6 protein-coding genes and 1 tRNA gene are annotated in these 17,800 nt (G+C 40.2%); 2 read left to right on the top strand and 5 right to left on the bottom strand.

All coding sequences use genetic code 11. The features are described 5' to 3' along the window. Positions 1-22 precede the first annotated feature (22 nt). The 5 genes from AC2SLT_RS07840 to AC2SLT_RS07820 form a co-directional block, all read right to left on the bottom strand. Positions 23-1,915: an amidohydrolase gene (locus AC2SLT_RS07840; RefSeq protein WP_486547102.1), complete on the bottom strand. Its 1,893-nt coding sequence runs from the start codon at positions 1,913-1,915 to the stop codon at positions 23-25. A 56-nt stretch (positions 1,916-1,971) separates the two neighbouring features. After that, a complete protein-coding gene (locus AC2SLT_RS07835) occupies positions 1,972-2,202 on the bottom strand; it encodes a DUF1427 family protein (RefSeq protein WP_486547101.1) in 231 nt (76 codons plus the stop codon). Between the two features lie 186 nt (positions 2,203-2,388). Continuing rightward, positions 2,389-3,081 (bottom strand): hydrolase, encoded by a 693-nt coding sequence (locus AC2SLT_RS07830; RefSeq protein ID WP_486547100.1) that lies wholly within the window; start codon positions 3,079-3,081, stop codon positions 2,389-2,391. Positions 3,082-3,977: 896 nt separating this feature from the next. Then, positions 3,978-7,610, bottom strand: a complete 3,633-nt coding sequence (dnaE, locus tag AC2SLT_RS07825) for a DNA polymerase III subunit alpha (RefSeq protein ID WP_486547099.1) — start codon at positions 7,608-7,610, stop codon at positions 3,978-3,980. 358 nt (positions 7,611-7,968) lie between these two features. Continuing rightward, positions 7,969-8,044, bottom strand: a tRNA-Arg gene (locus AC2SLT_RS07820). A gap of 442 nt (positions 8,045-8,486) precedes the next feature. Here AC2SLT_RS07820 and AC2SLT_RS07815 point away from each other — a divergent pair. After that, complete coding sequence (locus tag AC2SLT_RS07815; protein WP_486547098.1) at positions 8,487-13,151, top strand: exodeoxyribonuclease V subunit gamma; 4,665 nt, start codon at positions 8,487-8,489, stop codon at positions 13,149-13,151. Positions 13,152-13,176: 25 nt separating this feature from the next. Beyond that, on the top strand, positions 13,177-17,760 hold the full coding sequence (locus tag AC2SLT_RS07810) for a UvrD-helicase domain-containing protein (RefSeq protein WP_486547097.1): 4,584 nt from the start codon (positions 13,177-13,179) through the stop codon (positions 17,758-17,760). The last annotated feature ends 40 nt before the right edge of the window (positions 17,761-17,800 follow it).

The raw sequence follows: 17,800 nt of genomic DNA, 5'->3' as shown, positions 1-17,800 counted from the left end.
AATTAATTTAAGATATACCTGCTTATACGGCCCAGCAAGAGCATCCGAATGCACCAAAGAAGTCTTTAAGATTTGACACTGGCGCTTTTGATGCCCAAGCCTTCGCATGATTATGTCCATGTAGAGCACAAGCACTCGAGCAACCACATGAAGATGCCATGATGGCTTGATTTTGCATAGGCGCCAACGAGTTTTTACCAGCACCTTCAGGATCAGCCCAAGCTGCGTAGCCACCGTACTGATTGACAGGTGACCAATCTGGCATAGCCGGTGGAAGTGGAGTGTCGAAGTCTTTAAACTCGCCAGCACCATACACCGGCTTACCACCAACCACAGTTAGGTCTGAGGTCAAGTATGGGATTTCTTCATCGGGCACTTTAAAGTAGTCTTTGTTAGGTACGATGAAGTCTGCTAAGTGGCCTTCTTCAATACGTCCACGTTTGCCAACTTCATTGGTAAACCAGGCTACTTTTTCAGTCCACATACGCAGTGCTGTTTCGCGATCAAGCGTGTTATCTTGATCATATAGCTTCATGCCGCCTACGGTTTGACCATTAATCAACCAATTTAATGACACCCAAGGGTTATAGGAGGCAACCCGCGTCGCATCTGTACCGGCTGACACATTGACACCACTGTCCAGCATTTGCTTGATAGGTGGCGTGTTTGACGCCGCAGCAGTACCATAACGCTCAGCAAAATATTCACCTTGATACGCCATACGATGCTGTACCGCAATACCACCGCCTAACGCTGCAATACGATCTATATTGCGTTGAGAAATGGTTTCCGCATGGTCAAAGAACCAATTTAAACCTTCAAAAGGAATGTCCTTGCTGACCTTTTCGTACACATTGAGGGCGCGCTCAATGGTCTCATCATAGGTTGCATGGAGTCGCCAAGGCCATTTATTTTGAGCAAGAATACGGATGACTTCTTCAAGATCCTCTTCCATATTCGCAGGCATTTCTGGACGTGGCTGACGGAAATCTTCAAAGTCAGCGGCAGAGAATACCAACATCTCACCGGCACCATTGTGGCGGAAATAATCATCACCTTGTTTGTAAGTAGTGGTGGCTGTCCAATTTAAGAAATCTTCTTTTTCCTCATTTGGCTTCTGAGTGAACAGATTATATGCCATGCGTACCGTTAATTGATCTTCATCATGAAGCTTCTGCACTACTTCATAATCATCTGGGAAGTTTTGAGAACCACCCCCAGCGTCAATAATACCGGTCACACCCAAACGATTAAGCTCACGCATGAAATGACGGGTTGAGTTTAGTTGATAGTCAAAGGGTAATTTTGGTCCTTTGGCAAGCGTCGCATAAAGAATAGATGCATTGGGTTTAGCGAGCAGCAAACCAGTGGGGTTGCCGTTCACATCGCGCTGAATTTCACCCCCAGGAGGCTCAGGCGTATCTTTGGTATATCCGACTGCGCGCAGAGCTGCTGCATTTAATAAAGCACGATCATAAAGGTGTAAAATAAAGACAGGAGTATCTGGTGCAACTTTATTAATTTCATCAATGGTCGGTAAACGTTTTTCAGCAAATTGATGCTCAGTGAATCCGCCTACGACACGTACCCATTGTGGCGCTGGCGTATTGTCTACTTGCTGCTTGAGCATAGCCATCGCATCTGCTAAAGAACGAACCCCATCCCAGCGCAGTTCCATATTGTAGTTTAGACCGCCACGGATAACATGAGTGTGGTTGTCGAATAATCCAGGAATGACACTGCGGCCTTTTAAGTTTATTGATTTCGTATTATCGCCGGCTAAGTCTAGTACTTCAGAATCATTGCCAACCTTGATAAAACGTCCCTCTTTGATAGCCACAGCCGTTGCTGTGGGGTTATTCGTATCGAGTGTAGTTATATTTCCGTTGTAATAAATAATATCTGGGTTTTTCATATTATTATCCTATTGTTGTTATAGGTAGAATGTCATCACTACTTTTAAAATTAAGCTTAGTTATCAGATGATGTATCAGTACTAGCTGGTGGATTGACTTGTTGAACTTCGGCCGAGGTATTAAAAAAATGTTGTTTGGCAAAAGGTATGGCTTGCTCTCCAATGAGCATACCGAGTAATCCAACCAACGCCCAGGTAGGTGGAGCAGGGGATCGTACATTGACAAAGTGATAAATCACTCCGACCAAAATACCCACAATTAAAGACGCAATATAAATTCTCATCATTTATACTCTAATGGTTTAAACAAAAAAAGGGATTAATCAAGCAGAGAATATTAATAAATAATATAAATATCTCATTTTGATTAACCCCTCATTTAAGCAGCTAATGATTTAGTAGTTAACGAGATATAACCCGTTAATCTTTCATTAAACTGTTGGTTAAATTGCTACCAATAACATAATTAACCATTATTTAGCAGCTGGATTTGGACCCACGCTACCGGCAGCAGCAAAGCGAGCCGGTGCTTTATGTACCATAGTATAAGCATAATCGACACCCATACCATAAGCACCTGAATGCTCACGAACGATATCCATTACGGCATCATAAGTGGCTTTGTTAGCCCAATCGCGTTGCCATTCCAGCATAACCTGTTGCCATGTTACAGGGATAACACCGACTTGTATCATACGCTCCATAGCCCATTGATGTGCTTCGGCAGTCGTACCGCCAGAAGCATCCGCTACCATATAAATTTCGTAATCAGTATCTTGCAGGCATGATAATGCGAAAGATAAGTTACAAACTTCAGTCCATAGACCAGATACGACGACCTTCTTACGACCATTTTTAGCATTTTCAGCTAACGCATCACGAACGTTTTGATCATCCCAAGAGTTCATTGAAGAACGTTCAAGAAGATTGTTTTCAGGATGTACTGCTAATAATTCAGGTAAAGTATGACCAGAGAAGCTGGCAGTTTCAACGGTAGTAATAGTGGTTGGAATATTAAAAGCTTTAGCCGCTTTAGCTAACCCAATGACATTATTTTTAAGCACTTGACGGTCAATAGACTGAACGCCAAACGCCATTTGAGGTTGTTGATCAATAAAAATCAGTTGACTGTTTTCTGGAGTTAGTAGTTCTAATTTAGTAGACATTTTTAAATTTCCTTTGTAATTATAAGTTATTCACTTATATTAATTTATTTTTTTGAAAAGCCAATTAACCCAACAATAATGATAAGCGAATTATATTAATAAAGGGGGTAACTAGCATAAGCTATCTGAATATCAATAACGTGAAGGATAGCTTAACTTATCTGGACACTTCATTTTATCCCTAACGTTAAGATTAAGGATGAAGTAAAGCGCCGATGCGAATTATTATAGTCGTATTAAATTATTCAAACAAGTGTCTATTTACAGTCGTAGTACAATGTAAATCCCTATTTTATAAGGGTTTAGAGAAGATATTAAACGAATGAAAAGATGGTATATTAGGTGAAAATATTGTCGTATAATTATAAATAACCTCAAGATTTTACGTCGTTTGAATTGCCAATCACTAAAATATTTGCAATAAATTATTTAGAAATGCTTATAAGTATAAACTTAGATTATCTTTAAACATAAGGTGTTAAGAATACCAATAATAAATTATTTAACGAGTTTAATTAGTTTTTAAAACATCAAAATAAATAGCTATATCAAAACTTAATTATTTAATATAAATTAAATTATATTTAAATATTATTTAAAAATTTATCGTTAATTCTCATCTAATTTCGCTTTTAATTTTGCTTTTAATTTAGAGTCATCTATTATATTGTTAGATTATTTTAGAAGTTAAAATGATAGTATCGCACCGAAATAAGATAAAACATCAATAAAAAAGGCCTAAACACCGTAAAGTGTTTACGCCTTATTTATTATTTAAGGTATTAAAGTAGTCATATGATAATGAGTTATACGTATAGAGATTTGTATCGGTGATTATACGGTCATATTAAGTGCCCTTTGTGATGAATGCCATTTTTAATATAAAAGATAAGTCCTTACGAATAATGAAAATAAAGATTATCAGTATCAATCATACTACTCAGCTTCATTAAATTATCATCAGTCGGGTACAGTCGCCAGTCATCATTAAGACTGACGCTGGCAATAGCAAACGGCGTATATACATTTAACGCTATGGGTATACAGCCATCATTGTCTAAAGCAGTTACTGGATTGGAAGCCATGTCATATTCATTGCTATTATAGTACGCGTCCATACCACCCTCCATACCACTACTATCGTCGTTACTGTCTTCTATTACGGGGGCGCTAATAGTAGGTATATTATCTAACTGAGCTGGTTTTAATAAAGGAAGTAGAGCATCTAATAGTTGAGTATCTTCAGATTGGATTTTGATACTAATTTTCTTGATCCAGCGCTGACGACACTCAAGAAGGGTATAGGCATTGTCGAGTCTGGCAAACATACGACCATCTCGGTCGCGTATGCCTCCTTTTATGACAATGACCTCATCTACTTTTAGTTTATCTTTGATACGGTTGAAGCGTTCAGCATAGCAGCTAACCTCAAGACGTGCGGTACCATCATCCAACATAATAACGCAGCGATTGCCAAAGTTTGCAATGTCAATGATTAGCCCTGCAAATAAAGTACTACCATTATAACCTGTATCAGACAGATCATCTAAACGCGCATTCGCTGTATAAACCGCCACTTCTTTACGATATTGGTCAATCGGATGCCCAGTGAGGTAAAGACCTAACGTGTCCTTTTCAGCTTTAAGTCGATGCTTATCACCCCAAATGAGATCATGGTCTGTTGGCAAGGGAGGTGCAGTGGTTGCATTATCAACTTCGCTAAACAGATCCATCATACCGAGCTCATTGTTTTGACGCTCCTGTTCTGCTGCCTGCACTGCGCTCGGTAATTGAGCCATCAATGCACCTCGGATTTGATGACGCTGATCGGCCTCTAGATCAGGGCGCAGTGTCATGGCAAAGTCATCAAAACAGCCTGATTTTATTAAAGCCTCTAAGGTGCGTTTATTGACCTTTTTGATATCTACCCGTCGACAAAAATCATAAAGATCTGAGAATTTGCCTCCTGATTGACGGGCTTGAACAATCGATTCTACCGCGCCTTCACCGACCCCTTTTATAGCCCCTAGTCCGTAAATGATGTTGGTAGGAGTATCGGCCACAAAATGCCATTCACTACGGTTAACTGAAGGATTGTCGACGGTTAAATTAAAATTCTCTCGGCAGTCATTAATAAAGAACACCACGTTGTCAGTGTTGTTCATATCTGAAGTGAGTACCGCTGCCATAAACTCAGCGGGATAGTAGTGCTTTAAGTACGCAGTTTGATAAGCAAGAACCCCATAAGCGGCTGAATGCGACTTATTAAAGCCATAACCCGCAAACTTCTCCATCAGATCAAACACGCCACCTGATACCACAGGGTCGATACCTTGATCCGTGGCGCCAGAGACAAAAATGTTACGCTGTTTGGCCATCTCTTCTGGTTTTTTCTTACCCATCGCACGGCGTAGCATATCGGCACCACCAAGACTATAGCCTGCCATGACCTGCGAGATCTGCATGACTTGCTCTTGGTAGACAATAACGCCGTTAGTGTTCTCCAAGATAGGCTCAAGATTAGGATGGTCGTAAACAACCTCTTCCCGTCCATGCTTACGGTCAATGTACATCTCGACCATGCCAGCATCTAATGGACCAGGTCGGTATAACGCACACATTGCAATAACGTCTTCAATGTTAGTCGGCTTAAGCTTAGTCAGATATTTCTTCATGCCTGAGCTTTCTAATTGGAAAACGGCGGTCGTCTTAGCCTCTTGCAATAGCGTATAGGCATTAGGGTCATCAAGAGGCAGATCTTCAAGCTCTATTGGTGGTTTTGACTCACGAGCACGGCGCTCATTGATATTCTTTACAGCAGCATTAATAACCGTTAAGTTGCGTAGCCCCAAAAAGTCAAATTTCACTAAACCCACAGACTCAACGTCATCTTTATCAAACTGGCTGACCCTATGACCTTCATCATCACAGTATATAGCACAGAAGTCAGTAATTTTATTTGGAGCAATTAAAACACCACCCGCATGCTTACCCACATTTCGAGTAATGCCTTCAAGCTTAATCGCCATCTCCCATATTTCATTGGCATCTTCATAGTCCATATTATCAGGATTGGACAGTAAGTCTTTTAATTGAGGCTCTTCAAGCAGGGCATCTTGTAATGAAATACCAGGTGTTTTTGGAATAAGTTTGGATATTTTATCGGCAAGTCCATACGACTTACTTTGTACCCGTGCCACATCACGAACCACAGCTTTGGCGGCCATCGTACCAAACGTAATAATCTGCGAAACCGCTTCACGTCCATATTGACTTGCCACATACTCGATGACTCGGTCTCGACCTTCGATACAAAAGTCAATATCAAAATCGGGCATGGAAACCCGCTCAGGATTCAAAAAGCGTTCAAATAGTAAGTCGTAGTGCAAGGGATCAAGATCAGTAATATTAAGCGCATAAGCGACAAGAGACCCTGCTCCAGAGCCACGACCGGGCCCCACTGGCACTCCATTGGCCTTGGCCCAGCGGATAAAGTCCATCACGATTAAGAAGTAACCTGGGAATCCCATCTCAAGAATAATACTAAGCTCATGTTCTAGGCGCTCATCATAAGGCTTTCTTATATCAGGCCAGCTGTCATCACGCTGGTCGACCGGATATAGTTTATTAAGCCTTGCATCAAGTCCACGTTGGGATTCTGCACGGAAGAACGACTCAATGGTTTCTCCCTCAGGAATCGGAAACTCGGGTAAGACGTTGATGCCTAGTGTCAAAGTGACATTACAGCGCTGCGCCAAAATAACAGAATTATCGATGACTTGGGGGATATCAGAGAATAACTGCGTCATTTGCTCTTGAGTCTTTAGGTATTGCTCACTAGAGTAATCATGAGGTCGATTGGGGTCTGCCAATACATGAGAAGAGGCAATACACACACGTGCTTCATGGGCATCAAAATCTTCTTCATTTAGAAAGCGCACATCATTGTGGGCAACAATAGGGATGCCATGACGACTACCTGCATTAATTGCCTGTTCAATATACGTATCTTCATTGATGCGTTGTGTACGTTTTATCGCAAAGTACAGTCTATCGGCAAACACCGATTGATAATCGCTGATCAGCTGATGTCCACGCTCTGGGTTTGAACCCAAAAGGGCCTGTCCAACATCTGATCTTTCGGTAAATAAAATAATGACACCTTCAGGATTAGCAAATAGGTGTTCTTTATTAATGATCGGCACGCCTCTATTTTCAGGATTCATCCGCCCTTCAGTAAACCCTAGGGACACAATGCGGGTAATACTTTGATAGCCTTCATTATTCATTGCCAATAAAGTCAAGTGCGTCGATTCGTCATCCAGAATAATCTCAGTACCAATGATTGGCTTGATACCCGCATCTAAACAAGCACGATAAAACTTTACCGTCGCATACAAATTTGATGAGTCTGTGAGTGCCAACGCTGTCTGACCATCAGCAGCAGCCGCTTTGACCAAAGGTTTAATGCGAATAATTGAGTCAGTGATTGAAAACTCACTGTGAATTCCAAGATGTACAAACGCCATATGCGACCTGATTGTCTTAATAATTGTTTAAAGGTTTGTCTATATTTATTGTTTAAATGACATTGAGAACGAAGATAGCTTTGCCTATGCTTTAGCAAATAGAGCTAATTGTTGTTAAGTCATATCATTTGCAATTCTATGCATTGAAAAGATGAAAATAGTTGAATAGGTGTCCAGATTGTAGAATATTTGCCAAGAAGTGGTCATAAACAAGTAGGAATCGAACTATAGCATTTTTATCAATTTTCAGCCATAGATTGTTAGTGATGGGAAGAGTAGGCTTTAGACAAATAAGTGCCATTTAGGGGGTTTTATAAAGTACTCGTTAAGAAGATGGGAAAGGTTTGTATAATGAAAATGGTGTGCCTACAGGGACTCGAACCCCGATCGATCGCTTAGGAGGCGACTGCTCTGTCCTGTTGAGCTATAGGCACTAAATAAATCATCTTATACAATGTTATCATTCTAATAGTTAAAGGTTAAACCTTGGGTTAAGCTTTTCTCTTCTACATCATAAAGTGAGCATTTGGCTATACTAATATAGCAATTCAAATAACGGTAACAAGCTCACGATTTTATCATAAATGAGTGACTAATTTCACCATGGTTATAACACATACAGTTATAACGTTAATGTGACACTTAAGATGCTATTCGATTACACGCCCATGACACGTACATTTTAATCCATAGACTTTAAAGACCTTTTATTGAAATCACATAGAGTGAAACTACTTAATTCACATTATTTAATTTTACATCACTTTATCCACTAAATATCGATATAAACGACAGATTATGTCGTCTTAAGTGTTATATACCTTTTTTTATCTTCTTAATCGGTTATGATTATGTCATAAAACCAATTCTTAGGATGTGCCTAAATTTTGTGCAGATAAACAGTCGAATTTATTAGAAGATAAACCCTCTATGTTCAAAATCATCCAATCTCATCGTACCGAAAATCTTGTTGAAGAGTTGCTCATTGACTATCAATCAGAGCAACAAGCTATTTTCGATCCATTTGTGGTCATCGTGCCATCAATGGTATTAGGTGATTGGCTGGATAAAGTTATTGCAAGTCGGGCAGGCATAAGCACACTGGTAATGACTAAGTTTTGGGGACAGTATCAGTGGACTTTAATGCAGGATGTATTAAGTCATCACAATCAGTATTTATTACAAAATGATCCTAATGCTAAGACCTTAAACGTTCCTGAAGTTGCTGTTTTATCCCCTACGGTGATGCAGTGGCGTATTTTTGGCTATCTTACTTATTATCAAGACATCATACTTAAAGATGACAACCACCCTTTATATCCACTACTGTCCTCTTTAATAAGTGCGCCGTCTGAAGATGATGATTCTGATAACAAACATCAGGATGCGGCACAACGAGATGCCAGACTTTGGCAGTTTGCGAACGATTTGGCGCGTGTGTTTAATCGATATCTTACGCACCGTGAGGACTGGTTAACGCTATGGTCGAAAAATAAACCACTTAATGTTGAGCAATTAATTATAGAGAAAGACAGGCTATCTGAGCGGTTTGACAAGTATTCTCGTGGCACTCCAGATTGGTTGATGGATCACTATATAGAGCTTGAGGCAGCTCAACGTTATTTGTGGGTACATTTATTTGCAGATGTTCATTTATACCGTGTGGACCTAGAGGCTGAGTTTTGGAAAGCGTTAGCGGATAATAAGGCTGGCGAGATCAATAAGCTACCTAAGGTCCTACGAATATTTACTATTCAGCAGTTGCCACAAACTGAGCTCGATTTCCTAAAGCGCTTGTCTCAGTATATGGACATAACTTTATTACACTATAACCCCTCAAAGCTTTTTTGGGCGGATATTGTCGATAAGTCCTGGTTACAGCGTCAACAAATCATTAATCCTGAAAGTGTTTTTTTACGTGATTATGGTCATAGCTTGCTATCAAGGCTGGGTAAGCAGTCTCGTGATACCTTTGCCATGTTAGCGAACTTATCTGGAAACGATGACTATCATAAGGCGCGAGTGGTGTGGCAGGACAACTTTAGAGATAACCTTAAGGATGACTTTGACGATTACGATTCTTATGAGGTCAAACACAACTCATCACAGGCGAATACCTCACACTCTCAGCAATCTAAACAATCTAAACTTTCTAACGAGCGGCCAAGCTTGCTTCGAAAGCTTCAAAACGATGTCCTAATGCTTGATGAAACGGCAACTCAACAGGCTACAGCAGCTCAAGTTTCTAAAGAAATCAGTGAACAGATTGAGCTTAGCCTTGAGCCTAAAGTGGATTATTACGCCGATGAGGTACTTGAAAATAAGCGTTATGACAAAGTGCGACATTGGGAAATATCTTCACGGGATAATAGCCTAAGCATTCATTCTTGTCATAGTTTACAGCGTCAACTCGAAGTATTACGCATTATGATTGGACGCTGGCTGAATGAACCCGTGAGCGATGGCGAAAAGAAACGTCATATTTCGGACATTGTGGTGTTATTGCCAGATGTTGAGCGTCATCATGCTTTAATTAGCTCTATATTTGTCAATGGTAGAGGGCAAGACGGCTTGATCTTGCCTGCGAAAGTAACCGGTGTTGTTGATTCAGAAATTCGTCAATTATGGGAAGCAATCACAGGCTTCTATAAGCTTTTGGGTAGTGATAGTGCTCGCTTTGAGGCGTCAGAGCTTTTAGATTGGTTGATGTTACCACCTTTGTATGAAAGCTTTGGGTTGACCCATGAACAAATGAGTCGTGGCTGTGACTTGTTATTAGAGGCAGGATTTATACGTGGGTTTGATGAGGCGCATTTGCAGCAAACGTTAGATAGCAATGACTATGATTATCGGTTTAGCTTTGCTCAAGCATTGGATAAATTGGCTTTAGGTTTGGTGATGCCAGAGGCCGAATTAAGTGCTTGTCTATATCCTTTAGAGAAGGATGAATGGCCAAAAAGCGCATTACCAGAAATGAGCTTGCCATTGGCAAAGGTAAGCTTAAATGATGCGCCGATTATCGAGGTACTATGCCGTATCTATACTGGATTGCTTGAACATCGCAATGACTATAAACATCCTAAAAAGGCAGAAGATTGGTTAAGTGAAATTGAGGAAAATGTGATACATCGCTATTTTAGCGACGTGGATCAAAGTCGCAGTATGCGTGCCATTTATAACGCGATGAATGGCTTTAAATCAAGCTTACGTGCCAATCGTCACTATAAACAATATTCTAATGCCGTAAGCTCAAATCTTGAGGTTGAGCAGACGCTGGCAGGTGTGGAGAAGCTGCCACTTAAGCTAAGCTTTATGCTGGATAGTATAGAAGATGAACTTGAAAGCCAACAGGTCAGTGCTGAACCAACTGGCGTAATCACCTTTGGCCGCTTTGGGGCTTTAAGAAATGTGCCATTTGATCTGGTGGTCATGTTAAATATGAATCTGTCAGAGTTTCCAGATCGAGATCGTGATAATCGTTATGATTTGATGAAAGCTACCTTGTCACGAAGGGGCGATAGGGTGAGTGAAGATGATGACAATGGTGCTTTTCTGGATGCATTATTATGCGCGCGTAGTGCCTGTTGGATATTTTATAACGGTCAAAGTCTAACTGACACCCATGAGCATCTACCGGCCAACCCCGTTAGTGAGCTATTGCAATTCTTGCAAGGTGAGGTTCAGTGGCAAGTTAATTCACTAGATACGCTGCCGAATGATATTGACCCTGAAACTGAAAATTTACAACGTTACTTACCAAAATTAATTAAGCAGTGGTTAGTGACAGAACATCCTGCTTTGCCATTTCATAAGAGCCTGTTTGAAGTAGAGACCACGAGCGATCAAAATAAAGTAATTCTGCAATCTCAATCTAATTCCAATACAGCGGACGTGACTATATACGACGAAGCTTATAATTCAGCAGATGAATTAGACGAGATGTTAAATGACGCGATGAGCAAAACTAAGTTAGCTCAGCAGCGTCAGTTTCCACCTGCACCTTTGTGGCAAGCTGTATTTGATACTTTGTCAGAGCGTGGATCGCGCCAGCAAACGTTAAGAGTAACGCTACCGACTAAAAAGCATTACCAATCTATAGCAACACTACTTGGCGAGGGGTTAGGGAAGCTTGGTAGTATCGATAATCAAGTAATTAATTCACTAACCGAATTACTTCAAGGGGGGAGTCCAGCTATTGATACAGTAGCTGATGCTAAACTATCAAACCCAGATTATTTGAATAAGAGCTTTTTAAAAGAAAGCGTTTTATATGACAGTCTTCTAAAGGAAATCTTTGATATTCAGGAGATAGATATCGAAGGATCTTTAGTGTACCAAGTTCGCCATCCCGCAAGAGCATTTTTGCGGACACAAGAGGTTCATATTATTCAGGGTCAAGAGGCAATCTCGCAACAGGAGCCTCTATTTTTGGACAGTTTATCGGCTTATCAGATTAATGAGTACTTAATTAATAACTTAGCATTGACATCAAATAAACAGCTCAGTGAACATTGCAATAGCGATCAAGTTATAAGCGAACAAAGTACCAATGATAAAAGCCTTGACAAAATCCTTAATGAGCCAGATCTGTTTCAGCACGCGCTTATATACGATAACATCATGCCAGCGGGTGTGTCTCGTCAGACCACTTTGAACAATCAACAGCAGATCTTAAGTCAAAAGTGTGATGAATTTAAAGAGCAGTTATCTCATAACGGTATTGAGTTAGAGGGGTTAGGTAACCTATCAGGCAAAACGAATCATCAGTTTTTGTTGACCCCCACCAAAGAGATACCTATGCAGCTTGATATAAGAAAGCTGTTTGAGACTCAGGATATGCCCGACTTAATCCATCTTTTACCCCGCATTATTAAGATTAAGGGTAAGGTTCCTATTAAACCACTTGACGATATTAATAACTCTAATAGTGTTGAGCAAGATAGTTTTGATCAGGATGCAAATAAGTCTGACTTAGAGCTATCACCTAAATACTGGCTCAATATATTGCCAAACTCTGCCAGTCCCAAGCATTTACTCAAATTTTGGTTATCACATTTGTATTGGCAGGTCGCTCGGCACACCACTTCAGAGCAAGTCGCCTTAAATGACGGAGTAAGTATTTGGCGTTTTAATAAGTCAAGCACCCAGGTGGATTATTATAAAAACGTGACTGCGTTTCAATTACCGCCAATATTATATGAAACCGCAGCAATTGAGCTCATAAAATGGACTATATTTGCCAAGCTGGCAGGGCTGGTTCCGATGACATTGCTACCTGACTACGCGCTAACATACTTGGCTAAAGTTGAAAAGGAACGTGAATCAGACAACAACTATTGGCCGAGACGTTCCGACTTCTCAGCGTGGTTAGCGCCTGGATATCACTCATATACTATCTATGATACTTGTGTACAACATGCCGTTTGGCAATATGTATTGCGTGATCAAGAGCCTTTTGACGCTTTAATAGATTCTTTAACCACATTGTCTCATCCCCTTTATCAACCCCTTTTTGACTCATTAAACCGTTTAAATAGCTAAACCTAATACATAAGTGATGTTCCCTATGCCAATAAGTGAAAAGGTTAACAGCTTGAAGGAAGATCTAATAAAAAAAGAGGTTATTCCAGCTGTAGAAGTTGCGTTAACCGGACAACACCTAATTGAGGCGTCAGCGGGTACCGGTAAAACGTGGACGCTAACCGGTATTGTACTGCGTTTACTAATAGAAGCCCGTCGTTCTCCAGAACAAATAATCGCCACTACTTTTACGCGCGCAGCAGCAGCGGAAATGCGTCAACGAATACACGATAGATTGGTAGAGTTCTATCAACTATTACAATGGATTCAAAACTTAAGCGCCAATCCTAGCAATAAAGAGCATTTGTATCCTAAAGTCTTGCAGGTGACGCCTGACAACAGTGATAAAAGAAGTTCTAAAAACAGCAATAATACGAATAAAGACACAAATAAAAATAAACGTTCAAAAAGTGACCTTGGTAGTAGTAACATTAGTACTAGTGACATGGGCGCTAATGAGCTAAACCAAGACTTAGCATATGACAAACAACAAGAAGCTGAAGAGAAAGCCAAAGTCAATAAAGCCCGTGCTGAGTGGTTAGTAGAGGAGGCGAAATTTGCTCGTATAGAGGGTCTCATGCAGGACCCAGTTAACGTGCATTTAGTGAGTTATTTACTTGATCATGTCCATAGTTATCCCATTACGGAGGCCATTAGACGTACAGCATTAGTATTAACGACCCTTGATAAGTTGTTTGTGGGTACGCTCGATAGTTTGGCGCAAAAATGGCTCAATGAATACAGTAGTGAGACAGGTCATCAGCAAGGCATGGCCATTATTGAAGAGCATAGTATTGAGCAAGTGACTGACAGTATTATTCATGATGAGCTGCGTCAGTTTCAAAGCCGCTTGTATCATGAACAGCCTAAGCTTTATAAGATTATGGAACAGCAAGGTAAGCTGACAGATATAGGCGATCATAAACAATATGTGAACCGTTCGCTAAACTTTATTTCTGCACCTATTGATGAGGTTAACTGTGAAATAGGGTTTGATTTTGCAGAATATGAACAACTACTGACTCAATTTGCACAACGAGATATTGTCGATATTCAGCCTTATCTTAATCCAGATTATAGGAAGTCTCAGGGGTTTAATGGCAATTCTAATTTATTTAAACAGTTTGAAGCCTTGGTTGATGTGCATCAAAAAATAGCCAAGCACCAGCTCATGTTTTTTAATCATCTAAATGATAATGAGCATAAGATTATTACTGCACTGCAAGACGCGAGATACCCTAATGAAGAGGGCAAGATAAAGGGGTTTAATAAAAATAAAGAAAAGCAACACCAAGCTTTTTATGAGCTCAACACAATCAGTCAGTTAATGGTCATTGTGGATAAGGTTGAGAGCTTAAATCAGCATATTTTAATGGTACAGGCAAATCTAAATCGACAAATAGTTTTAAAAGTACGGGCAAGGTTGCCCGTTATTTTGGAAGAGCGCGGTCAGACGACCTTTAGTTTGCAAATGGTACGTTTAAACCAAGCGCTGTCTGGCAAGCAGGGTGAAAAGCTGGCACGCTATATACGGCATCATTATCCGATTGCTCTGATTGATGAGTCGCAAGACATTAATGGTGAGCAAGCGATGATGATCCAAAATATTTATTTACCCAAAAATGCGAAAAACTCGTCTAACTCAGATCAGCCTTCCAAATCCACGCGCTCTACTAATGAATTTTTATTATTAGTGGGTGATCCAAAACAGGCGATATATGGTTTTCGGGGAGGTGATGTTGCTAATTACAACGTTATGAAACGTCAGTTTGATAATAAGCATTTATGGACACTAAATACCAATCGTCGCTCGAATAAAGGTTTAATAAACGGCCTTAATCATTGGTTTAGCGTACCAAGCGATGTTGCTGAAAAAAGAAATAAGCTGGCTGAGTTAGGGACGGACATCTACTATCAGTTTATTGAAACCGCTAACCCAAATGCCAAGCTGTCATGGCTCGATAGGGATGCTAAATTAGCTACTCAATTAGTGGAACAAATGCGACCTAACGGTCAGTCTAATGTACATGACATTTCTAAAAACAACTCTGATCTAAATCCTGACCTTGAAGAAACAGCTCAAGTCGAACGCACAACTTTATACGATGATATTCTACCAAATCGCCCTGTCAGCGTTATTCATATCGCAAATGATAAAGATGCTACCCTTAGTGAGTTTGAAGTTGTTAGCTCCCATATCGCCACACTCTTAAATAGTGGAGAACGTCTTAATGGAAAGCCGATTAAGCCAAGTGATATCGGAGTGCTAGCAAGAGCCAAGAAAGATCTGAAGCAGGTTGAAGATGAATTGGTCAAACTAAATGTACCTACCCTTACCACCAGTGATGTCAGTATTTTTGAAACTGTCATTGCTGAAGATGTGGCCGCATTACTCAGTGCGATGCTGCATCCCTATAAGCATGATATGGTCAATCGGGTGCTGACCAGTCATCTATATGGGTTAAGCATTAAAGAAGTAAAATCGATGATGCTGGATGATGAAACGGGTATCGCTGAGGGTAATGAGGCGACTATAAGCCTGAGTTCAAATAGTGACTCTCAAAGATTATGCCAAAGCTTATCACAAGGCATAAGTAATAAAAGCTATCAAGACTTTATTGCCTATTTAAAAGAGGGCGCTGAACGTTGGCAACGATATGGCATCTTATCGGCTTTACATTACTTGTTTGATAGTAATTTAGTTCAGCGACAGGGGGTTTGGCAAGCTTTGGCAGAGCTTCCAGAGGGTGACCGTCATATTATGGATTTGCGTCATATTATGGATATTTTGGCGGAGTATGGTCTGGGTATGGGAGAGTATGAGTTATTATCGTGGTTTAGACAGAACTTAGAAGACGCACCTAGCAGTGAATGGGCAAAACAGCTACCGCTACCCACCGATTCAGGGGTGCAACTGATGACCATTCATAAGTCAAAGGGTCTAGAGTTTCCTATCGTCTATGTATTGGGTATGGATTCTGCCAGTAGAAAGTCAGGTAAAGGCGAGGAGTATGGACTATATTTATACAATAATGAGCAATTAAACAAGACTAAATCTTTGCCTGAACCGTTAAACAATCAGAGAAGGTTTTCTGTTGTTCAAGGCACGCAAACGAATGCCACCTTTTTTACCGACTTAGAGACTTTAGAGGAGTTTGATGAACGCAAAAGACTGGGCTATGTGGCTTTTACCCGAGCCAGTGAGCAGTTATATATTGTCTTAAAAGATCCCAGTGATACTAGAGATATGAGTCGTAAACCTGTGTTCTTTTGGTTTGATACCAATGAGCCTAGTTATGAGCTGCCAGAACGTCTTAAAGATGTCATAGGGTTTATTCGGGCGAATACTATATCTGACTTCTATACCAACTATATTGCTAATCATTCAGATCGCTTTGTGGAAGATGACGCTAATCATAATACAATTGAGCGAATTGAATATGATGACTTTAATGACGTCATGAAGACAACCAGATTTCAAGGCTGGGCAAAAACCAGTTTTACCGCCTTATCAAGGCAATTAGATGAGTCTACACAAGCGGTTGCTGTCGTTGATGAGCGTATTGATGATGCGATGAATATAGACTTGAGAAAGACAGATAGCAGCGTGACAGAATCAGTATCTGATGGTGCTCTTGTAGTAGACACAACTGGGAATTCAACAGGACACTCAACGCTATATAAACCTTTACTAGCTTCAAAAGCAGAAGACGATATCCGCTTTACCTTTGTTAAAGGGGCCAATGCAGGAACTTTCTTGCATGAAGTATTTGAGAAAATTGACTTTGGCAATCCCACTCATTGGTCAACGGTTATTGATAGGGCGATTAAGAGCTATCAGTTGCCGATAATCTATAGCAGTACCCATAGTGACAACAACAGTTCGACCAACACTCAGAATCAAGACGCTTTAACCAATCAACATGATGGTTTATTAACTTGGATTAAAGAGGTTTTAAATACTCCGTTATTAGCCTCGGGTCAACCACTTATTGATATTAAAAAAAATCAGCGTATTGCAGAGATGGGTTTTAACATGGGGCTATCTGATAGCTTCAAAGCAGAAGATATCAATCATATATTTCAAAAGTATTTGCCTGATGACACAGATAAACATGTGATGTTAACCTCACTAAATAGTAGCTACTTGTATCGTTACTTAAGAGGTGAAATTGACTTAGTGTATCAACATGCTGGCAAGTTCTACGTTGTCGATTATAAAAGTAATTACTTAGGAAATAGCCTAAGCAATTATAGCGAGGACACTTTAAAACAAGCCATGTCAAAAGCAGGATACTGGTTGCAAGCCGCCATTTATCAAGTAGCTTTACATCGTTTTTTATCATTGCGTATTAAAGATTATAAAGGCAATGAAGAAAATTATTTAGGACCTGTTGAGTATGTCTTTTTAAGAGGAACTATAAACAGTAGTGATAGTGATAATGTACGCTATGGACTAGTTACTGAGCACCCTGAGCCATTAATTGAATGTTATGGGCGAGTAACTTGGGATATTCCGATAGAGTTTGTGAAGGCGTTAGATGCTTTATTTGGTAAGCCTAGCTATTGAATTTTTACAAATAAAGTTTCTCTACACATTTCGACACACA

It is taken from the genome of Psychrobacter sp. CX18 (assembly GCF_057396215.1).
This window is presented reverse-complemented; position numbering and strand designations above follow the sequence as displayed.

What these genes read in the sequence shown, in the direction of transcription:
- AC2SLT_RS07835 (WP_486547101.1), bottom strand. Translation starts at nt 2,202, where the DNA reads ATGATGAGAATTTATATTGCGTCTTTAATTGTGGGTATTTTGGTCGGA.
- AC2SLT_RS07840 (WP_486547102.1), bottom strand. Translation starts at nt 1,915, where the DNA reads ATGAAAAACCCAGATATTATTTATTACAACGGAAATATAACTACACTC.
- AC2SLT_RS07830 (WP_486547100.1), bottom strand. Translation starts at nt 3,081, where the DNA reads ATGTCTACTAAATTAGAACTACTAACTCCAGAAAACAGTCAACTGATT.
- dnaE (WP_486547099.1), bottom strand. Translation starts at nt 7,610, where the DNA reads ATGGCGTTTGTACATCTTGGAATTCACAGTGAGTTTTCAATCACTGAC.
- AC2SLT_RS07810 (WP_486547097.1), top strand. Translation starts at nt 13,177, where the DNA reads ATGCCAATAAGTGAAAAGGTTAACAGCTTGAAGGAAGATCTAATAAAA.